Origin of the sequence: Xanthomonas sp. NCPPB 1325 (genome assembly GCF_041477645.2) — a bacterium.
Lineage (GTDB): Bacteria > Pseudomonadota > Gammaproteobacteria > Xanthomonadales > Xanthomonadaceae > Xanthomonas > Xanthomonas cannabis.
The window spans coordinates 4695059-4715524 of record NZ_CM192985.1 but is presented as its reverse complement, the minus strand read 5'-3'; the positions used below and the strand labels follow the sequence as shown (position 1 = coordinate 4715524).

Here is a 20466-nt window from a genome sequence, read left to right as displayed (position 1 = left end):
CCTACGGGTTGGGATGGTCAGGCGGCGAACACGTTGGCGCGAGCGAGGCGCCCCGGAGACGCTTCGTCGCGCCCGGGTGCGCTCCTACGGATCAGGGTTTCGTTGTCAGCACATCCCCGGATCAAGGCGATCAGGCCGCAAACACATCCGGCCGTGAGGGCTTGATCGGCTGCGCGGCGGCGCCTTCATGGGTGAACATCTGCTTCCACGCCGCGTAGACCGAGCCGGCAAACACCGGCATCAGCACCGCCATCAGCAGCAGCTGGGCCAGCCACATCGCCACGGTCTGCCCGGCGACCAGGCCGACAATCAGCGCCACGATCATCACCGCGAAATAGATCGCGAAGATGGCGATGAAGGCCAGCACGAAGAACACCAGCATCGCCGGGAGGTTGTGCAGGCTGGCACGCAGGCTTTCGCGCAGTGCGTGGCCGCCGGTGCTGCGGTCGAACATCACCTGCGGCGGCATCACGAACAGCGCCAGCGTCATCGCCGCGAAGGTCGCGATGGTCAGCAGCAGCCACAGCAGGATGCGCCCGGCCGGCAGGCTGGCGGCCAGTTGCTCGATCTGCACCGGGTCGGGCTGGGCACCGGACTGGCTGATCTGGTTGATCTTCACCATCACTTCGGACAACTGCTGCAGCCCGCTGGCGCCGATCATCGCCAGCAACAGCACACCCAGCAGCAGGCCGGCGATCAGCTGTGGCAGCAGCGACACCAGCAGATGGGGGGCGCGGCCGTCCTGCAGGCCGTGCAGCAGATGCGACGGTTTGGCGACGCGGCCTTCGTCCACCTCGCGGATCGCCCACAGCAGGCCGCCCATGAACAGCGGGCCGGCCAGCACCAACAGGAACTGCAGGGCCGGGCCCAGCAGCGGCACCAGCACCGACAGCGACACCACCAGCGAGGCGGCCACACTCCAGATCACCCCCAGCGAGCCAAGCGCCAGCGGCGCCCGCTTCAACAGCGAGAAACCGGTCAACAGCCATTCTGCGCCGGCAGATGCCGGCACCTTGCGAATTTCGCTCATTCCCATTCCGGATCGATACGCGCGCCGGACCATCCGGCGTGACGCGATTATCGCTGCTTTTACGTGTGCGCGGCGGGACGAGCGTTCACTGTTTGCAGGCCGCGGGCGTGGTGCACGAACCGGCGCAGCAGCTTGCGGGCCACCGGCGCGGCGGTGACCTCACGGGCCACGGTGCGGGCGCAGCGGCCATGGCGGGCAATGCAGTCCGCGCGGGCCTGGACGTAGCCACGCATGTGGTGGGTGGCGAACTCCGGGTGGAACTGCACGCCCCAGGTGGCCCGGCCCCAGCGGAACGCATGGCAGCGGTCCTGGCGCGAGTGCGCCAGCACGATGGCACCGTCCGGGGCGCGCACCACCGTCTGCAGGTGGGTGGCATGGGCCGGGAACTGCGCCGGCAGCCCGGCGAATAATGGGTCCTGCCCGGCCGGCGGGTGCAGTTCCAGCGCGATCGTGCCGGACTCGCGCCCGGCCGGGTTGTAGTCGACCTCGCCACCCAGCGCATGCGCCAGCAGTTGATGCCCGTAGCAGATGCCCAGCAACGGCATGCCCTGGTGCGCGGCGGTGCGCAGCCAGCCGGCGCTGCGTTCGCTCCAGTCGGCGCGGTCGGTGACGAAGGCGGCCGAGCCGCTGACGATGACGCCGGCAAAGTCAGCCGGATCAGGCAGCGGATCGCCATTGGCGACGTCGATGGCCACCGTTTCATGCTCGGCCAGCCCCGCCGCCACGCGAATCCAGTGCGGAAAACGGCCGTAGCGCTTCATCTCCGGCACGGGCTGCCCGGTTTCGATGATCAGGAACGGCAAAACAGACATGCGCGAAGATCCGGACACGACAGATGTGCCCGATTGTAGGCGGCGGGGGCGGCTATGTTTCAAGCGTCTCCCCCGGATGGGCCCTGCGCGTCATTGCCGAATGACATGTCTTGATTCCCTCCAGGCGGGGTCGACGGGATCGCCACGGCGGTGGCATGCCCTGGATATCGGCAGAGATCGGCGCGACTGGATTATCGGCGCGTTCGTGGCGTCGCGGCCTGAGGATGCCGTGGCCTGCTTGAACGGGAGAGGCATGGCTGGATTGACCGACTTTCGACGCGAAGCCGCGCCCTCCACGCTGCGCCTTTGATGTAGGGCCCTTGCCCGCCCACCCTCGCGGGACACGCTGCAAGTACGTCCATGTAGCCCCTTGGCGGCATCCATGCCGCCAAGGGTCCCGCGACGGTGGGCGGGCAAGGACCAGTCAAGTTGGTCGTTCGCAGAGCTTTCAACAGCGCAACGACCAACGCTTTGGTGCGGTGTTTTTTCTTCTGGTAAGCCACCAGCCAACTGTCTGGTGCGATGTCCTCACCGATTGCGGGACCGTTGGCGGCATGGATGCCGCCAACGAGCCTCCAGAGACGGATTCACGGCGTGTCCCGCGAGCGGTGAGGGCACCGCGCACTCGACGACTTTGCGTTTGCTGCAGGGCCCTTGCCCGCCCACCATCGCAGGACACGCTGCAAATACGTCCATGTAGCTCCGTGGCGGCATCCATGCCGCCTAGGGTCCCGCGACGGTGAGCGGGCAAGGACCGGTGGAGATGGTCGGTGTGTCAGTGCAGGCGACAGGCGACGTGCGCTGGCTACATCACTGGGCGCGGCCAGCTTGCAGCACCCAAACGCGAAGCCGCACCGTCTTCGCACCATGCCCAGCTTCTATAAAACCGCTGTCCAACTGTCTGGTGCAGGGTCCTCGCCGCTCCCTCGGCCACAGTGGCTTGGCTACTCCCGGGGCGGCAATACCGATAGCACTTCTTCCACCGTGGTCAGCCCGGCGGCGACCTTTTCCAGCCCGGTGCGCCGCAGCGTACGCAGGCCTTCGCCGCGGGCGGCGTGGCTGAAGCTGGCCAATTCGGTGTCCGGCCGGATCAGGGTGCGCAGGCGCGGGGTGACCGGCAACAGTTCGTACAGTCCCACCCGGCCCAGGTAGCCGGTGCGGCGGCATTCCAGGCAGCCGACCGGTGCGTGCACGTTGAGTGGTTCCGGCAGCGCTTCGCCCGGCTCGCGAATCGCCGCCCAGTCGGCGTCGGTGAGCGTGTGCGGGCGCTTGCAGTGCACGCACAGGGTGCGCACCAGCCGCTGCGCGAGCACGCCGTTGAGCGTGGAGGCCACCAGGTAGTGCGGTACGCCCAGGTCGAGCAGGCGCGTGATCGCCGAGGCGGCATCGTTGGTGTGCAGCGTGGACAGCACCAGATGCCCGGTGAGTGAGGCCTGCACCGCCATCTGCGCGGTTTCCAGGTCGCGGATTTCGCCGATCATGATGATGTCCGGGTCCTGGCGCAGCAGCGTGCGCACGCCGCTGGCGAAATCCAGGTCGATGTTCTGCTGCACCTGCATCTGGTTGAATTCCGGCGCGATCATTTCGATCGGGTCTTCCACGCTGCACACGTTCACGTCCGGCGTCGCCAGGCGCTTGAGCGTGGAATACAGCGTGGTGGTCTTGCCCGAACCGGTGGGGCCGGTGACCAGCACGATGCCGTGCGGCCGTTCCACCAGCGCGCTCCAGCCGGCGGCTTCCTCGGGGCTGAAGCCGAGCTGCTCGATGCTCTTGAACGCCGAATCCGGGTCGAAGATGCGCATCACGCATTTTTCGCCGAACGCGGTGGGCATCGTCGACAACCGCATTTCCACCTCGCGCCCGCCCGGCGAGCGGGTCTTGATGCGGCCGTCCTGCGGGCGGCGGCGTTCGGCCAGGTCCATGCGCCCGAGCACCTTGATGCGGCTGACCACCGCGGTCATCACCGAGGGCGGCACTTCCAGCACCTTGTGCAGCACCCCGTCGATGCGGAAGCGCATGCGCCCGGCCTCGCGGCGCGGCTCCAGGTGGATGTCGCTGGCCCGCTGCTCGTAGGCGTATTGCAGCAGCCAGTCGACGATATGCACGATGTGGTGATCGTCGGCATTGACATCGCCGGCGCGGCCCAGTTCCACCAGCTGCTCGAAGCTGGGCAGGCCCGCATTGGACTCGGTGCTGCGCGCATCGCCGCGCGCGCCGCGCACCGACTGGGTCACGCCGAAGAACTCCATCGTGTAGCGATGCAGGTCCAGCGGGTTGATCAGCGCCAGCTCGATACGGCGCCGGCTCAGGTGCTGCACGTCGGCCAGCCATTCCAGCGCCAGCGGCTCGCTGGTGGCGATCAGCACCCGTTCGGCATCCAGCGCCAGCGGCAGGATGCGGTGGCGGCGCGCATACGCGTGCGAGACCACGCCGGTGACGGCGGCCACATCGATGCGGGTGGGGTCGATACGCAGGTAACGCAGGCCGGTGCGGGTGGCCAGCCATTCGGTCAGCCGTTCCAGCCCGAGTTCACCGGCCGGTGGCTGCGCGGCATGCAACTTCAGATTAGCCAGCAGCACCAGCGGATGCACGTCGCTGGCAGTGCGAGCGCCGGCCGCGGAGAACTGCACGCGCTCGTGTTCGTGCGGCACCACCATGCCATCGGCCAGCAACGCGGCGGCCACCGAGTCGAACATCAGCCGGCCGCGCGGCAGCAGTGCCACTGCGTTATCCGGATCGGCGGTACGCCGCTGTTCCATGCTGGTTGTCCCCTGCCGCGATCGCCCGCGGCGAAGCGCTGCGGGTGGGCCGGTATACTAGCGCACCCCTTTCGCACGGCCCTTGCTGCATGTCCGATTCCCCCCGCGTTCCAATCACGTTCCAGGGCCTGATCCAGACCCTCAACCAGTACTGGGCCGACCAGGGCTGCGTGCTGATCCAGCCGTTGGACCTGGAAGTGGGCGCGGGCACGTTCCACCCGGCCACGTTCCTGCGCGCGCTGGGACCGGAGCCGTGGAATGCGGCGTATGTGCAGCCTTCGCGCCGTCCCACCGATGGCCGCTACGGCGAGAATCCCAACCGCCTGCAGCGCTATTACCAGTACCAGGTGGCGATGAAGCCCAACCCGGACAACATCCAGGACCTGTACCTGGGCTCGCTCAAGGCGCTGGGCATCGACCCGCTGGTGCACGACCTGCGCTTTGTCGAAGACAACTGGGAATCGCCCACGCTCGGTGCCTGGGGCCTGGGCTGGGAAGTCTGGCTCAACGGCATGGAGGTGACCCAGTTCACCTACTTCCAGCAGGCTGGCGGGCTGGAGTGCAAGCCGGTGCTGGGCGAGATCACCTTCGGGCTGGAACGGTTGTGCATGTACCTGCAGAGCTGCGACAACGTCTACGACCTGGTGTGGACCTACGGCCCGGATGGCGCCGCGGTGACGTATGGCGATGTGTACCACCAGAACGAGGTGGAGCAGAGCACCTACAACTTCGAACACGCCAATGTGGCCGAGCTGTTTCACCGTTTCGATGCCTGCGAAGCCGAGGCCGGGCACCTGGTCGAGGTCGGCCTGCCGTTGCCGGCGTATGAGCAGGTGACCAAGGCCAGCCACGCGTTCAACCTGCTGGATGCACGCCGCGCGATCAGCGTCACCGAGCGCCAGCGCTACATCCTGCGCGTGCGCGCGCTGGCGCAAGGCGTGGCGCAGGCGTATTACGCGCAGCGCGAGAAGCTGGGGTTCCCCGGGGTGAAGAAGTAACGAGAGCCCCTCTCCCACCGGGAGAGGGGTTGGGGTGAGGGTACGGGGCGCAGCCCTCATGCACCCAAACTCCCAAGGCTTCGCCCGTACCCTCATCCGCCCCTGCGGGGCACCTTCTCCCCCATGAAGGGGGACAATGTCCCGACGGGAAAAGGGACCAAAGCCCCTCTCCTGCGGGAGAGGGGTTGGGGTGGGGTACGGGGCGTAGCCCTCATGTACCCAACCTCCACAGAGCTTCGCCCGTCCCCTCATCCGCCCTTCGGGGCACCTTCTCCCGACGGGAGATAGGGAATACGCAAAGGTCCATGTCACATGAGCGAACAACTTCCCCTGCTGATCGAACTGGGCACCGAAGAGCTGCCGGTCAAGGCGCTGCCGGGCCTGGCGCAGGCTTTCTTCGACGGTGTGCTGGCCGGGCTGGAAAAGCGCGGCGTTGCCATCACCCGCGGCGATGCCAAGCCGCTGTCTACCCCGCGCCGGCTGGCGGTGCTGCTGCCGGGGGTTGCCGCTGAGCAGCCGGAGCAGCGCTCTGAAGTGCTGGGGCCGTATCTCACTATCGCATTGGATGCCGAAGGCCAGCCGACCAAGGCGCTGGCCGGCTTCGCGGCAAAGGCCGGCATCGACTGGACCGCGCTGGAACGTACCAGCGACGCCAAGGGCGAGCGCTTCGTGCATCGCGCGGTGACGCCGGGCGCGCGCACTGCCGACCTGTTGCCCGACATCCTGCGCGAAGCCATCGCTGCCATGCCGATCCCCAAGCCGATGCGCTGGGGCGCGCACGACTACGCCTTCGCGCGGCCGGTGCAGTGGCTGGTGCTGTTGTTCGGTAACGAGGTAATTCCGGCCGAATTGCTGGGCGTGCGCGGCGATCGCGTGACGCGCGGGCACCGCTTCATGCATGAAGGCGCGGTGTCGTTGGCCGCGCCGGGCGAGTACGTCGAGGCGCTACGCGCAGCGCATGTGCTGGTGGACGCCGACGCTCGCCGCTCCCGCATCGTCGAAGAGGTGGAAGCGGCCGCCAAACAGGCCGGCGGCACTGCGCGCATCAGCGACGACAATCTGGAGCAGGTGGTCAACCTGGTCGAATGGCCGTCGGCGGTGCTGTGCAGTTTCGAGCGCGATTTCCTGGCGGTGCCGCAGGAAGCGCTGATCGAGACCATGGAGATCAACCAGAAGTTCTTCCCCGTGCTGGATGACGGTGGCAAGTTGACCGAGCAGTTCATCGGCATCGCCAATATCGTCTCCAAGGATGTGGCCGAAGTGGCCAAGGGCTACGAGCGCGTGATCCGCCCGCGCTTTGCCGACGCCAAGTTCTTCTTCGACGAAGACCTCAAGCAGGGCCTCGAAGCGATGGGCGCAGGCCTGGCCACTGTCACGTATCAGGCCAAGCTCGGCAGCGTGGCCGACAAGGTCGCGCGCGTGGCGGCGCTGGCCGAAGTCATCGCCCCGCAGGTGGGCGCCGATCCGGTGCAGGCGCGGCGTGCCGCAGAGCTGGCCAAGAACGATCTGCAGTCGCGCATGGTCAACGAATTCCCGGAATTGCAGGGCATTGCCGGCCGGCATTACGCCAAGGCCGCTGGTGAGCCGAGCGAGATTTCGCTGGCCATCGACGAGGCCTACCAGCCGCGTTTTGCCGGCGACGATATCGCACTGTCGCCGTTGGGCAAGGTGCTGGCGATCGCCGAGCGTCTGGATACCTTGGCCGGTGGGTTTGCGGCGGGTCTGAAGCCGACCGGTAACAAGGATCCGTTTGCGCTGCGGCGTAATGCATTGGGGTTGGCGCGGACGGTGATTGAGAGTGGGTTTGAGCTAGACCTGCTAGCGTTGCTGAACCAAGCGATTAGCGGAGTAGAAGTAGACATGTCGCGCGTTGATGATGCGACGAAGTTAGCAAAGGTTTCTGCTGTTGCTAAAGAAAAGGCTGCTCAAGGAGAACGAGTCACTTCGATTTCCATGTCATTCCCAAGCAATAAAGTTGAAGCGAAACAGCTGACGTCGGATATTCATTACTTCATCCTCGACCGCCTACGCGGCTACTACGCGGACAAAGGCGTGCCCGCAACGCATTTCAATGCAGTCGCTGGCTTGTTCTCGGTCGCGCCCGAGGGCGCTCCTACACCGCTGGGCGTAGGAGCGCACCTGGGCGCGACCCACGGCTCCCTCTACGACTTCGACCGCCGCATCGATGCCATCGGCATCTTCGCCACCTTGCCCGAAGCCGAAGCCCTGGCCGCCGCCAACAAGCGCATTCGCAACATCCTGCGCAAGGTCGAGGGCGAGATTCCCGGCGACATCGACACCAGCCTGCTACGTGAACCGGCCGAAGAAGCCCTGGCCGAAGCCGTGGAAGCGGCGATAGGCGACACCGGCGACGCGCTGCATCGCCACGACTACGTCGCCGTGCTCGTCCGCCTGGCCCGCCTGCGCCCGCAGGTGGACGCCTTCTTCGACGGCGTGATGGTCAATGCCGAAGACCCGCAACTGCGCGCCAACCGCCTGGCCCTGCTCAAGAAGCTCGGCGACCGTCTCGGCAGCGTGGCCGCCATCGAGCACTTGTCCAGCTGACGGGCAATGCGCGTGACGGTGCCGCTGCCGTCACGCGCCGGCTGGGGACGACAGCGCCTGACCGATCATCAGTGGTGCGCTGCAGCGTTGCTGCCGTAGTGCGACCCCGTGGCACAGACGCTTCACCCGCGGAGAAGGAACAACGCCACATCACTGCGCCATGTGCGGGCTGACGGTACGCGGGTGCTATCTCCGCCGATTCCCGGGAAGCCTACGGCGCTGTCCTCTCATCCGGCGAGCCTCCTGTGCAGGCGTGTGCATGCGCACGTGACAGACGACATGGCACTCTCGACCCCTAGACGTCCCATTAACAGACCTTCGCGGTCCTGCCGGTATCCTGCGCCGATGCGATTCATCTTCCGGGTTCGACCCGTTCTTCTGCTGCTGTGCGTCCTGGCTGGACCTGCCCTGGCGCGGGCAACCATCGACAAGATCGAGATCAAGGGGTTGGACGACGGCGACGACGCCGAGATGATCGAGAACATCGAGGTCTCCCTGTCTCTGTATGAGGCCGTGGGCAAGGAGCAGGGCGAGTCGCGATTGGAATATCTGCTGGCCCAGGCCGAGCGACAGACGCGCGAGGCGCTGGAGCCGTTCGGCTACTACTCGCCGACCATCGAGCTTGCGGCGCCGCGCAACGGCGACCGGGTCACGGTGGTGATCACGGTGGACCGCGGCGAGCCGGTGCGGGTGCGCACCTCGCATATCTCCATCACCGGCTGGGCCGAGCAGGACCGCTACCTGGGGCAAGACCTCAAGCAGTTCGAGCCGCGCGAAGGCCAGGTCTTCAGTCATCCGCAATACGAGGCCAGCAAGGTGCGCATCACCCGGCGCCTGGCCGAGCGCGGCTATTTCGATGCCGATTTCACCCAGCGCCGGGTGGCAGTGACGCGCGCCGAACACGCCGCCGACATCGATCTGAACTGGGACAGCGGCCGCCGCTACGACATGGGCAAGGTGCGCTTCGACTACGACTACTTCCGCGACGGGCTGTTCGACCCGCTGGTGTACTGGGACGAGGGCAGCTACTACCACGAGGGCAAGCTGGACCGGCTGCGCGAGTCGCTGACCAAGCTGGATTACTTCAGCAGCATCGACATCCAGCCCAAGCCCGAGGAGGCCGACGCCGATGGCCGCGTGCCGGTGGACGTCAAGCTCACCCGTGCCAAGCGCACCGTCTACACCTCGGGCCTGAGCTACGGCAGCGAGAGCGGTGCCGGTGTGCGCGGCGGCGTGGAGCGGCGTTACGTCAACTCGCGCGGCCACAAGATGGACACGCAGCTGGACTACGCGCAGAACCGCAAGAGCCTGACCACCAGCTACCGGGTGCCGGCGTTCCGCTGGCTGGACGGCTGGTACACCGCCTCGGCGCGGTTGTATGACGAGCAGACCGAGTACATCGACCTGCGCAACGTCAAGCTCACCGGCAGCCGCAGCGGCCAGGTCAACGAGCGCTGGAGCGCGATCGCCTCCATCAACGCCTTGCGCGAGCGCTGGCGCTTCAGCAGCGGCAACGACTTCGAAGGGGCGGTGTACGAAACCTCCACCCTGATCTATCCGCAGTTGCAGGCCAACTACGTCAATGTCGACGACCGCCTGTTTCCGCGCAGTGGCGTGTCGGCGCAGATGTTCATCCGTGGCGGCGCCGAGGGGGCGGGCTCGGACACCAACTTCGGCCAGCTGTATGGGCAGCTGCGCTGGTTCCTCGGCGCCGGCGACAACGGGCGGGTGATCCTGCGCGGCGAAGGCGGCACCACCTGGACCAGCGATCTGGTCGCCATGCCGCCGAGCCTGCGCTTCTTCGCCGGTGGCGCCAACAGCATCCGCGGCTATGCATTCCGCGAAGTGGGCCCGCGCACGCCCAAGCCGGACGAATTCGCGCTGGGTGCCAAGAATGCGGTCACCGCCAGTGCCGAGTACGAGCATTACCTCAAGGGCGGGCCGTGGGGTGGCGCGGTGTTCGTCGACAGCGGCAGCGCGTTCGACAACACGCCCGACTGGCATACCGGTATCGGCTTCGGCCTGCGCTGGCGCTCGCCGGTGGGGCCGGTGCGCGTGGACATCGCGCACGGCCTGAACGACCCCGACTCGCAGTTCCAGCTGTATATCGATATCGGTGCCAACCTGTGAGTACACCCACGCCGCCCTCCGCGCCGCGCCGCGCGCGCTTCTACCGCCGGCGCCGCTTCTGGGTGGGCTCCGGCCTGACCGTGCTCGGGCTGGTGCTGCTGGCCTTGATCGCGATCTATTGGTTGCTGCAGACCGTGGCCGGGCGCGATGTGTTGCTGGCCCAGGTGGTGGCGCGCCTGCCGGTGGGCGCCAGCTTTACCTACGGCACCGTCGAAGGCCCGGTAGCGGGCCCGTTGACCTTGCGCAACGTCGATTTCAAGTACCAGGACATCCACTTCACCGCCGAGCGCGTGTACCTGGAGCCGGATCTGCGGCCGCTACTGGGGCGCAAGCTGCAACTGGATGCCGTGCAGGTGAGCAATGCCACCTTGAACCTCGGCAAGAGCGACGAACCGTTCACCTTGCCCAGCTGGCCGGAGTCGCTGCCGCAGATCAACGTGCCGCTGGCGATCCAGGCCGACAAGATCGATGTGCAGAACCTGCGCATCACCCAACTGCAGCAGCCGATGATCGTGCTCCACACCGTGCAGGGCGGCCTGGAAGTGGCCACCGGCGAACTGCGCACGCGCGATCTGGTGGTCGACACCGACATGGGCGACTTCCGCCTGCATGGCGACTACCTTCCCAACGACGATTACCACGCCGATCTCACCGCCACCGCAGTGCTGCCGGCCGCGCGCGGGCGTACGCCGGCCAGCCTCGGGCTGGTTGCACGCGGCGATCTGGACAAGATGGAAGTGGCCATCGCCGGCCGCGCGCCGGCACCGCTGCAGGCCAGCCTGGTGTTCACCGGCCGCGACGACCCGACCTGGGCGTTCAAGGCGGTCACCGAGGCGCTGGACACCTCGCTGTTGATTCCAGCTGCCGATGGCGCGCCCAGCGCGCCGGCCACGCCGATCGCAGTGAACCTGGCCGCCTCCGGCAAGGGCGGCAACGCCGACCTGCAGGGCAGCATCAAGCAGGGCGAGTTGAGCGCCACCCTGCAGCCGTCGCATATCAGCTTGGCCGATCAGGTACTGACCGTCGAACCGCTGGTGATCGACACCTTCGAAGGTCGCACCCAGCTGCGCGGCACCGCCGATTTCCGCGATACCCAGAATCCGAGTTTCCGCTTTGCCGTCAACGCCAGCGGCCTGCGCTTCACCCCGACGCCGGACCCGGCCACCCCGGATGCACCGCTGGTGCCGGTGGAGTTGCAAGAGGCGCGCCTGGGCATTGCCGGCACCTTGAAGGCCTGGGCGGCCATCGGCCGCGCCACGCTGCAACGCGACGGCCAGCAGGCCGCGCTGGTGTTCGATAGCCGCGGCAACGATCAACGCGCGCAGCTCAAGCAGGTGCAGGCGAAAACGCCGGGCGGTTCGCTGGATCTCACCGGCGAGGTGGGCTGGACGCCGGAGCTGCAGTGGGACGTCACCGCGCAGCTGGCCAAGTTCGATCCGGGCTATTTCGCGCCAGGATGGAACGGAAATCTTTCCGGCAAAGTCGCCTCCAAGGGCCGCCAGTTGCCGGCACCGGCCGGCGGTGTCTCGCCGGGCTTCGAGGCCACTGCAGACATCCCCAGCCTGACCGGCCAGCTGCGTCAACGCGCGCTGTCGGCCAATGGCAAGTTCGCACTGCGTGGCGAACAAGGCGAGGGTGAGTTGCAACTGGCGCTGGGCAATAGCCGCATCAACGCCAAGGGCAAGGTGGGCGACCAGCTCGACATCGCCGCGCAGCTGCAGCCCTTGCAGCTGGACGATGTGCTGCTGGGTGCCACCGGTGTGGTGCGCGGGCAGCTGCAGGTCAGCGGCAAGCGCGATGCGCCGGACATCACCGCCGACATCGCCGGCAATGGCTTGCGCTGGGACACCTATAGCGCGCAGAGCATCAGCCTGCGCGGCCGCCTGCCGTGGCGCGGCAGCGACGGGCAGCTGGCCCTGCAGGGCACTGCCATCGAGGCGGGCGTGGTGCTGGACAGCGTGCGCGTGCAGGCACGCGGTGCGGTGGAAGCCTTGCGCCTGGATGCCGACATCGCCAACAGCATGGCCAGCGTCGCCCTGCAGGGCGATGTGCGGCGCAACGGCGAGCGCTGGCAGGGGCAGGTCGCCACGCTGCGCATCGCACCGGCCAAGGGCGATGCCTGGGCGCTGCGCCAGCCGGCGCAGTTCAGCACCGATGGCGCCGCATTTACCTTGTCCGATACTTGCCTGGGCGCGGCCACCGGCGGCGCGCTGTGCGCCAGCGCCAACTGGCCGCGTGAGGGCATGGTGGTGCACGGCGATGCATTGCCGCTGGCGCTGGTGCAACCGTGGTTGCCCAAGCAGGAAGGCCGGCAGATCTATCTGCGTGGCGAGCTGTCGCTGGACGGCAGCTTCAAGCCGCGCGGCAACGCCTGGGAAGGCAGCCTGCGTGTCGCCTCGCCGGAAGGCGGCATTCGCCTCGGCGAAACCCGTTACGCCGCGGTGGCCGGCAATCCCAATCGCGGCGAGTTGCTGCGCTACGACCAGTTCAGCGTGCAGGCCGATTTCACCCAGCAGCAGATCCAGGCCAAGCTCGGTATCGGTTTCCAGGGCGCGGGCTTTGTGGATGCCAAGTTCAACACCGGCTGGGATGCGTACGCACCGCTCAACGGCGAGCTGTATCTCAACATGTCGCGGCTGTACTGGCTGGAGCTGGTCGTGGCTGACGTGGTGCGGCCCAAGGGCCTGGTCGAAGGCCATGTGAGCCTGCGCGGCACCCGCGACAAACCGCTGCTGGGCGGCGACGCCACGCTGAGCGATTTCACCGCCGAATACCCGTCGATGGGCTTGACCCTCAGCGAAGGCAAAGGGCGCTTCGACGCGCTGCCGGATGGCTCGGCCAAGATCACCGCATCGGCCAAGTCCGGCGAGGGCACGCTCAACATCGATGGCGGGCTGTCGTGGTTCGGCACCAGCACGCCACTGCTGCTCAATATCCGCGGCGAAAACGTGCTGGCCTACAACACCAGCGAGTTGCGCATCATTGCCAATCCGGACATGCAGTTCGGCATCACCGACAACACCATGCAGCTGCGCGGCAAGGTCGCAGTGCCCGAAGCCGACATCGATCTGGAGCGGCTGGATCGCGGCACCTCAGTGTCCGAAGACGTGGTGGTGCTGGACCCGGTGGACCCGGAAGAAACACCGGCCTCGCCGCTGGATATGGACCTGGCCATCGTGCTCGGCGACAAGGTCAACATGAGCGGCTTCGGCCTGAAGGGCGGGCTGAGCGGGCAGATGCAGATCCGCGCACGCCCGGGCCGCGAAATGACGGCCAACGGCGGGCTGGATGTGCGTGGTCGCTACAAGGCCTATGGCCAGGACCTGACCATCAGCCGCGGCCAGCTGACCTGGAACAACAACATCGTTTCAGACCCGCGCGTGAGCCTACGCGCCGAACGCAAGATCGGCGATGTCACTGCCGGCATCGACGTTAGCGGACGTGCCGAATCGCCGCGTGCGGATGTGTGGTCGGAACCGGCGATGTCGCAATCGGAGGCGCTGTCGTACCTGGTGCTCGGCCGCGGCCTGTCCACCGCCAGCAGCGACGAAACCCAGCAGGTCAGCGCCGCCTCGGCGGCACTCTCGGCCGGCAGCAGCCTGATCGCCTCGCAGATCGGCGCCAAGCTCGGCCTGGACGAAGCCGGCGTCAGCGAATCCAGCACCCTCGGCGGCTCGGTCGTCGGCTTCGGCAAATACCTCTCGCCCAAACTCTACGTCGGCTACGGCGTCTCGATGGTCGGCAGCGGCTCGGTGCTGACGCTCAAATACCTGCTCAGCCGCGGCTTCGATATCGAGGCCGAATCGAGCACCGTGGAGACCAAGGGCTCGGTGAACTGGCGGCGGGAGAAGTAACAGTCAATCGCACAACAGTGCATCACATGGTGTGCGTGGCGCCGCATGTGTCAGGTCGAGACCTGACACATGCAGATATCAAGGGACGTTCGGCCATGCGTGAGGCATCGCCAGGTTGAGCGCTGCAGTTTTATCTACAACCTCTTCAGCCGCATTGTCGGGCGCGGCACACCGGCATCGCGCAGGCATTACGCACTTTTTATACCGGCGCACCAGCGCGCGAATGGCCCCTTTATGCCCATCGGTCCTACCTTGCTACTCCCGCACAGTGGTGCGTTGAGTCGAACACGATGTGTATCCTGATTTTGCGAGGTCCTCAGGCTGATGCTGCACCGTTGGTGCCGATGCATTCGCACGAGTGTGCTGGCCGTGCGTTGCGCACGTTGGCATGTGCCGATGTGGATAGCCTGATCGCCGAGTTGCACGCAGTCGGTGGCGATGCCGAGGTGGAGCTGGTGTTGCTGGATTCGGGCGATCTGCCCTTGTCCGAGCGCAGTTGCGCGCGGGCCTTGCGCGCTGCGGTGGATGCGTTGCCGACGCCGTATATCGAATTGCATACCGATGCTGATCAGGAGCTGGAGCCGTGGCTGCATGCGCAGCACGCGCCGCTGGCGGTGGTGATCACGCCGCACGATGCGCCGCGTGCGTATGCGATGTCGCTCGGCATTGCCGTGCGTTGCCTGCCGTCGCTGCACGCGCCGTTGCGCGTGGCTGCCTGAGGAGGCGCCATGTCGATCATGATCGTGCGCGGGCCGGAGGCGTCGCTGCCGCTGGTGCGTGGGCCGCAGCCGTTGCCGCGGGCCGTCATTCGCCAGCTGGTGCAATGCGCCGGCGATGCGGGCAAGACCGTGGCATTGCGGGCCTGTGGGTCGGAGCAGGAATTGCTGGATGCCTTGCGCGTGGCGGGGCAGGCGCGGATGGAGATCGCGTTGATCGATCCGGGCAGTTGCGTGGACAGTGCGCGTCTGCACCGTGTGCTGGGTGCATTGCCGTATCCGTTCGTGGAGACCCACGACGACAGCGCGGACCGGCCGGAGCGATGCTTGCCACCGGGGTTTGCGCCCTGCATTGCAACCGTGCGCGGCTACTGCGCGCAGAGTTATCTGCTCGGGCTGGAAATCGCGCTGGAGCATCTGGGCTGCACGGAGATCCAGGGCGATGTCCATGTCGGAACCTGAGCCGCGCCAGCTGCATTATTTTGCCGACTACGAAGGCTATTGCGATGGCCGGCCGGTGGTGTGGGGTCAATTGACGCACAGCGTTGATGTGCCTGCCGACGGCGAGCTGGATGCAGCGGGATTGGTGTGCGCGCTGCGCCGCCGGGCGGCCGAGGCGCATGGGCTGGAGGCGGGGCAGATCCGGCTATGCCAGGTGACCCGGCTGTAGCGGCCCTGCCGCTACCACAGCGCGGCTGGACGGTGCGCCGATGCTTCGGCCGGCATCCGCACGTGAGCTGCGTTGGATGCGGATCAAAGCCGCGTGGCGCTGCCTTGGCCGATCGGTATGCAGGGCGGGCGCATCGTATCGCCTGGAGGAATGAGCGTCCACACAGCAGCGGCGATTCAAAGATAGTGCCGCTGCGCTGCGGCCAATTGCACCGGATGGGCGCTCGAATGTACCTCGCTATGGCCATGCCCGAGTAGCAAGACATGCAGCATGCTCCTGCGCATCGAGCGCGAGGATCACGACAACTGCAGACACAACGACGCCACCCGAAGGTGGCGCCGTTGTCATGCCGTGCTGCGCGTCAGGTCGCGCAGAGCATCCACGTTGACCCCTACTTGCCTGCAGGGGCGTCCGGCACGAACTTGATCAACTGGTTGGCCGTGGCTGCGACGCCGAAGTTGTTGCGCGCATAGCCGGAGCCCCAGTACAGCGCACCGTCCACGATCGATGGTGCGCTCATCACCGAGCCGGTCGCCTTGTAGTTCCACAGCGTGGCACCGGTGTCGCTGTCCAGGGCCACCATGTTGCCTGCCATCGAGCCGGCAAACAGCAGGTTGGGTGAGACGCTGATCGGTCCCTGGGCACCTGCCGGCACGGCCGGGTTGACGGGGTTGATGCCCGGCGTCTTAACCTGCCACAGGATCCGGCCGGTGGCCGCATCCAACGCTGCCCACGAGCCGCCGTTATGGCTGACGGTATTGCCCGGCGCCAGCGTGTAGGGGGTATTCAAATTGTTGTTGATCCCCACATACACGCGCGACTTGTAGGGGTCGAACGCCGCGCCCCACTCGATACCGCCGGTGGTGCCACCGGGGCCGACCTGCGTGGACCACACCTTGGCACCGGTCTTGGCGTCGAAGGCCCAGTAGATGCCGCTCTTCTGGCCGGCGCCGACCAATTGCTGCAGCTTGCCCTCGCGCTGTACGGAAAACAGGTTGATGCCTGCGCCACCGAAATCGTAGTCGGGCCCGGTCAGATTGGTCGCCTGGGTATTCGGGCACAGGCCATTGGTGGGAGCGAGGATGCAGGACAGGTTCCAGGCGTCATACCCCTGGTTCCGGTTGGCCCAGACCAGCTTGCCGGTGTCCAGATTCAGCGAGACCACCGAGTCGACATAGTTGTCCGGCGCCATGCAGTTGAGTTCATCCTGCACCGTCAGTTCGCTGCCACGGTACGAACGTGCGTTGGACACGCAGTTCCCCACGCTGGCAGGAATGTTGTAGTTGTTGCCGGTGCCGAAGTAGATGCGGCGTGCGATGGGATCGACGGCGACCTGGCCCCATGTCGACGCGCCGGTATAGCCTTCGGGTGCGTTGTAGAACTGCCACACCTTCTTGCCGGTAGCGAGGTCCAGTGCCACGACGCTGCCGCGGAACGAGAACCGATGGGTCGGATCAAGACTTTCGTAGTCCCTGGACGACACGCCCAAGTACACGCGGTTTCCGTAGACCACAGGCGACGAGGTGATCTGGGCCTGCGGGTTGGTTTCCACCTCGCTCTTCCACAGCAATTTGCCGGTCTTCTTGTCCAGGGCCAGCACGGTGCCGCCGGCCATGTCGCCCAGGATGATGCTCTTGGGGGTAATGGCCGGGGTGGTCCGCGACAGCGACGTGCTCTTGCCGGTGTAGTCGGACAGCTTGGCCTGCCAGTTCGGCTTGCCGGTCTGGGTATCGACGCTGTACAGCGTGCCGCCCCAGTCGGGGACATACAGCGTGCCGCCCTCGATGCTGGGCGTTGCCGAGATGTCGCCGGTGGTGGTCAGGGTCCACGCCGGCTTGAGCGAGGAGACGGTGCTGCGATTGATCTTCCACTCGCCTGGCGCGAAGCGCTGGTTCAAATAACCACCGCCGGCAATCGGCCAACTGGTGGGACTGGCGAAGGGCTGCGCATTGCCGAAGCTGCGCCAGACCTCGCCGGAGCGCGCGAACGCCTGCGTATCCAGCGACGACGCGGGCGCCTGCGCGGTTGTGGCGCCAGATTGGGCGAAAGCCACTGCGCTGGCGAGCAGGCAAGGGATGAGCGTCAAACTGCGTAAGCGCAAACGGCGATTGGGATTTGTCATCACGGCGTGTCCATTGATGGAAGGAAGCGCTGGATCCCCCCGGATCTGCTGGATGAAGATCGCCGATTGTGGCGACCGTGCAACACGGCCTGGTCGCTGCATTCAGAGAGTGGTCGGGTCTGCTTGGATCTGGTCGTACCAGCTCGCAAAATTTGCGTTCAACGCGTGCGTTAATCGCACAAATGGTGATGATTCATCACTATTTAGCGTGTGTGCGATAGAAAAAATGATTCAGCCAGAAAGCGCCGGATGTCCCTGCAAATCAGCGGTTTGCAAAAAGTAACCAGGAAATGTTGCGCCACCTTGTGCGGTGGATCGACACGGCGGTGACGCCGCGAGCGCTGCGCGCTGCGCAGCGATCTCTGGTGGCGGTGGTGGTGGCATTGGCCTGCAGCACTGCACGTGTTGCGCGTTCTGATTTGATCGAACGCAACGTACGCTGCGGTGAGGGGTAAGCCCACTCCCCTCTGGCGAATGGCACTGCCTGCGCGCCGTTGTCACGCGTGCCTTGGGGCACTCGCCGCCGGCGTGCGTCGAACACGTAGAGGTAAGGGGCGACGCCGTTGTGTCGTCCGCACCCACGGGCTTGGCCCGCATCCCCATCCGGTGCTGCGCGCCATCCTGTTCCCATGTGAGCGGGAGACGCCCGGGGCGTGCGATGCCGGGCTGCGTTAGCTGGTGCGTCAGGCGTTTTGAGGCGAGGGTGCGGCATTGTGCACCGCAGTGGGAGCGATCAGCGCCAGCTGCGTGATCGCATCCTGCACTACCTCCGCCACCGTGGCGTCCACATCCACCGACACCACGTCCGCTTCGTCCAGCGGCAGCTCCAGGGTCTGCAGCTGGCTGTCGAGCAGGCTGGGCGGCATGAAGTGGCCGGCGCGCGCGCTCAGGCGTGCGGCAATCACGTGCGGGGCCGCATGCAGGAACACGAAGCGCATCGGTATGCCGCTGCCGCGCAGCAATTGCCGGTGCGTACCGCGTAAACCCGAGAACGCCAGCACCACCGATTCGCCGGCATGCACGCAGTCGCGCAGGGTCGCGGCCAGCAGTTCCACCCAGGGCAGGCGCATGGCATCGGTGAGCGGTTGGCCGGCGGCCATCTGTGCGCGTGCGGCCACGCTGTGGTAGTCGTCGGCATCCAGAAAGCGGTAGCCGTAATGCGCGGCGAGCGCCTGCGCGATGGTGGTCTTGCCGCTGCCCGACACGCCCATCACGACGATGGCCAGGGGCGAAGCGGACGCAGGCGTGGAGGGGACGGCGGTGTCCATCACGTCAGGTTATATCTCCGGATCGATTCGGCATTTGAGCGGATTTCACGTTGGCGGCAGCCGATGCGTGGTGTAGCGTCGGCGCTCCTTGCCAGGTGAGCGGGCACCCAGCGTAACGGCGTGCCCGGCCGGGTACAACGCATGCGAAGGTCTGCCGATGACGTCACCCCCTGCAACGTCTCCTCCATCGGCGCCCCTGCGCTGGCGCGAAAAGCTCGGCTACGGCGCCGGCGATCTGGGCCTGAATCTTTACTGGGCCAACATCTCGGCGTTTTTGCTGATCTTCTACACCGACACCATGCACCTGCCGGCTGCGGCAGTCGGCACGATGATTTTGTTGACCAAGATCGCCGATGCGATCGCCGACCCGGCCATGGGCGCCATCGCCGACCGCACGCGCAGCCGCTGGGGCAAGTTCCGCCCGTATCTGTTGTGGGGCGCGGTGCCGATGGCAGCGACCGGCGTGCTTGCCTACACCACCCCGGAGCTGGATCAACACGGGCGCATGGTGTGGGCCACGCTCAGCTTCCTGGTGATGATGCTGGCCTACACGGTGGTGAGCATTCCGTACTCGGCGTTGTCGGGCGTGATCACCGCCGACAGCAAGCAGCGCACCGGTCTGATCAGCCTGCGGTTCATCGGTGCATTTGCGGGCACCACGCTGGTCAATTACTTCACGATGGACCTGGTGCGCTGGTTCGGCAGTGGCAACGATGCGCTGGGCTGGCAGCGTACGATGATGCTGTATGGCGCCATTGCGGTGGCGCTGTTCGTCGGCGTGGCCCTGACCACGCGCGAGCGCGTGCAGCCACCGCCGCAGCAACGCACGCCGGTACGCCGCGACATCGCCGACCTGTTGCAGAACAAGCCGTGGTGCGTGCTGTTCGTGCTGTCGCTGATCATCATGATCACCATCACCATGCGCGGCGGCGCGGGCGTGTACTACCTCAAGTATTACGTGCAGCGCCCGGATCTGGTCGGCTTGTTCCTGGGCTGCTATTCGGTGGCGTTGGGTGTGGGCGCGGCGATCACGCCGCTGCTGACCCGGCACTGGGACAAGCGCCAGCTGATGTGCGGGCTGATGGTGATGGTCGGCCTGCTGAGCTGTGCGATGTTCTTCGTGCCTGCCGATGCGGTGTGGGCCATCTTTGCGTTGAACATGCTGATCGGCCTGGCACTGGGGCCGAAGTCGCCGCTGGCGTTTTCGATGTACGCCGACAGCGCCGATTACACCGAATGGCGCACCGGCCGGCGTGCCACCGCGATGACGTTTGCGGCCGCCACGTTTTCGCAGAAGCTTGGCGGCGCGCTGGCCTCGGCCGGCATCGCCTGGGTGCTGGCCGGTATGGGCTATGTGGCCAACAGCGCGCAGTCCACCGGCTCGTTGACCGGCATCGTGCTGCTGCTGACGGTCATCCCCGGCGCAGTGGCGCTGCTGGCGGCCTGGACCATGCGTTTTTATCCGCTGGATGACGGCTTGCTGCGCCGCATCCAGCACGAACTGGCCGCGCGCAAGCGCGACGAACCGGAGCACCCCTGACC

At 66.4% G+C, this 20466-nt stretch carries 13 protein-coding genes; 8 read left to right on the top strand and 5 right to left on the bottom strand.

The window, feature by feature from the left end; genetic code table 11:
- Positions 1-130: 130 nt before the first annotated feature.
- The 3 genes from ACCQ10_RS19975 to ACCQ10_RS19965 all read right to left on the bottom strand — a co-directional run bounded on the left by ACCQ10_RS19975 (position 131) and on the right by ACCQ10_RS19965 (position 4601).
- Entirely contained in the window at positions 131-1030 is a 900-nt protein-coding gene (locus ACCQ10_RS19975; RefSeq protein WP_039412276.1) for a BPSS1780 family membrane protein, read from the bottom strand.
- 59 nt (positions 1031-1089) lie between these two features.
- Positions 1090-1842: a glutamine amidotransferase gene (locus ACCQ10_RS19970; RefSeq protein ID WP_104581837.1), complete on the bottom strand. Its 753-nt coding sequence runs from the start codon at positions 1840-1842 to the stop codon at positions 1090-1092.
- A 944-nt stretch (positions 1843-2786) separates the two neighbouring features.
- Positions 2787-4601: a GspE/PulE family protein gene (locus tag ACCQ10_RS19965; protein WP_372361689.1), complete on the bottom strand. Its 1815-nt coding sequence runs from the start codon at positions 4599-4601 to the stop codon at positions 2787-2789.
- A gap of 89 nt (positions 4602-4690) precedes the next feature.
- Between ACCQ10_RS19965 and glyQ the strand changes: the two genes are divergently transcribed.
- The 7 genes from glyQ to ACCQ10_RS19930 all read left to right on the top strand — a co-directional run bounded on the left by glyQ (position 4691) and on the right by ACCQ10_RS19930 (position 15534).
- Positions 4691-5599, top strand: a complete 909-nt coding sequence (gene glyQ, locus ACCQ10_RS19960; RefSeq protein ID WP_372361688.1) for a glycine--tRNA ligase subunit alpha — start codon at positions 4691-4693, stop codon at positions 5597-5599.
- Positions 5600-5911: 312 nt separating this feature from the next.
- On the top strand, positions 5912-8164 hold the full coding sequence (glyS, locus tag ACCQ10_RS19955) for a glycine--tRNA ligase subunit beta (RefSeq protein WP_372361687.1): 2253 nt from the start codon (positions 5912-5914) through the stop codon (positions 8162-8164).
- A gap of 345 nt (positions 8165-8509) precedes the next feature.
- Positions 8510-10294: an autotransporter assembly complex protein TamA gene (locus ACCQ10_RS19950; RefSeq protein ID WP_372361686.1), complete on the top strand. Its 1785-nt coding sequence runs from the start codon at positions 8510-8512 to the stop codon at positions 10292-10294.
- A complete protein-coding gene (locus tag ACCQ10_RS19945; RefSeq protein ID WP_372361685.1) occupies positions 10291-14148 on the top strand; it encodes a translocation/assembly module TamB domain-containing protein in 3858 nt (1285 codons plus the stop codon). The genes ACCQ10_RS19950 and ACCQ10_RS19945 overlap by 4 nt, the downstream gene beginning before the upstream one ends.
- Before the next feature lie 290 nt (positions 14149-14438).
- Positions 14439-14867: a hypothetical protein gene (locus tag ACCQ10_RS19940; RefSeq protein ID WP_372361684.1), complete on the top strand. Its 429-nt coding sequence runs from the start codon at positions 14439-14441 to the stop codon at positions 14865-14867.
- Positions 14868-14876: 9 nt separating this feature from the next.
- The gene (locus ACCQ10_RS19935; RefSeq protein ID WP_039412262.1) at positions 14877-15326 is read left to right on the top strand and encodes a 3-dehydroquinate dehydratase; all 450 of its coding nucleotides are present in this window, start codon (positions 14877-14879) and stop codon (positions 15324-15326) included.
- Positions 15307-15534, top strand: coding sequence for a hypothetical protein (locus tag ACCQ10_RS19930; protein ID WP_372361683.1), 228 nt, complete (start codon positions 15307-15309; stop codon positions 15532-15534). Before ACCQ10_RS19935 ends, ACCQ10_RS19930 begins: the two co-directional genes overlap by 20 nt.
- A gap of 391 nt (positions 15535-15925) precedes the next feature.
- Here ACCQ10_RS19930 and ACCQ10_RS19925 read toward each other — a convergent pair whose 3' ends face one another.
- Together ACCQ10_RS19925 and ACCQ10_RS19920 are read right to left on the bottom strand one after the other, a co-directional pair.
- Positions 15926-17656, bottom strand: a complete 1731-nt coding sequence (locus tag ACCQ10_RS19925; protein WP_372361682.1) for an outer membrane protein assembly factor BamB family protein — start codon at positions 17654-17656, stop codon at positions 15926-15928.
- 683 nt (positions 17657-18339) lie between these two features.
- Positions 18340-18924, bottom strand: coding sequence for a gluconokinase (locus ACCQ10_RS19920; protein ID WP_372361681.1), 585 nt, complete (start codon positions 18922-18924; stop codon positions 18340-18342).
- 157 nt (positions 18925-19081) lie between these two features.
- Between ACCQ10_RS19920 and ACCQ10_RS19915 the strand changes: the two genes are divergently transcribed.
- Positions 19082-20464: an MFS transporter gene (locus tag ACCQ10_RS19915; RefSeq protein WP_372361680.1), complete on the top strand. Its 1383-nt coding sequence runs from the start codon at positions 19082-19084 to the stop codon at positions 20462-20464.
- Positions 20465-20466 lie beyond the last annotated feature (2 nt).

What these genes read in the sequence shown, in the direction of transcription:
- ACCQ10_RS19975 (WP_039412276.1), bottom strand. Translation starts at nt 1,030, where the DNA reads ATGAGCGAAATTCGCAAGGTGCCGGCATCTGCCGGCGCAGAATGGCTG.
- ACCQ10_RS19970 (WP_104581837.1), bottom strand. Translation starts at nt 1,842, where the DNA reads ATGTCTGTTTTGCCGTTCCTGATCATCGAAACCGGGCAGCCCGTGCCG.
- ACCQ10_RS19965 (WP_372361689.1), bottom strand. Translation starts at nt 4,601, where the DNA reads ATGGAACAGCGGCGTACCGCCGATCCGGATAACGCAGTGGCACTGCTG.
- glyQ (WP_372361688.1), top strand. Translation starts at nt 4,691, where the DNA reads ATGTCCGATTCCCCCCGCGTTCCAATCACGTTCCAGGGCCTGATCCAG.
- glyS (WP_372361687.1), top strand. Translation starts at nt 5,912, where the DNA reads ATGAGCGAACAACTTCCCCTGCTGATCGAACTGGGCACCGAAGAGCTG.
- ACCQ10_RS19950 (WP_372361686.1), top strand. Translation starts at nt 8,510, where the DNA reads ATGCGATTCATCTTCCGGGTTCGACCCGTTCTTCTGCTGCTGTGCGTC.
- ACCQ10_RS19940 (WP_372361684.1), top strand. Translation starts at nt 14,439, where the DNA reads ATGTGTATCCTGATTTTGCGAGGTCCTCAGGCTGATGCTGCACCGTTG.
- ACCQ10_RS19935 (WP_039412262.1), top strand. Translation starts at nt 14,877, where the DNA reads ATGTCGATCATGATCGTGCGCGGGCCGGAGGCGTCGCTGCCGCTGGTG.
- ACCQ10_RS19930 (WP_372361683.1), top strand. Translation starts at nt 15,307, where the DNA reads ATGTCCATGTCGGAACCTGAGCCGCGCCAGCTGCATTATTTTGCCGAC.
- ACCQ10_RS19925 (WP_372361682.1), bottom strand. Translation starts at nt 17,656, where the DNA reads ATGACAAATCCCAATCGCCGTTTGCGCTTACGCAGTTTGACGCTCATC.
- ACCQ10_RS19920 (WP_372361681.1), bottom strand. Translation starts at nt 18,924, where the DNA reads ATGGACACCGCCGTCCCCTCCACGCCTGCGTCCGCTTCGCCCCTGGCC.
- ACCQ10_RS19915 (WP_372361680.1), top strand. Translation starts at nt 19,082, where the DNA reads ATGACGTCACCCCCTGCAACGTCTCCTCCATCGGCGCCCCTGCGCTGG.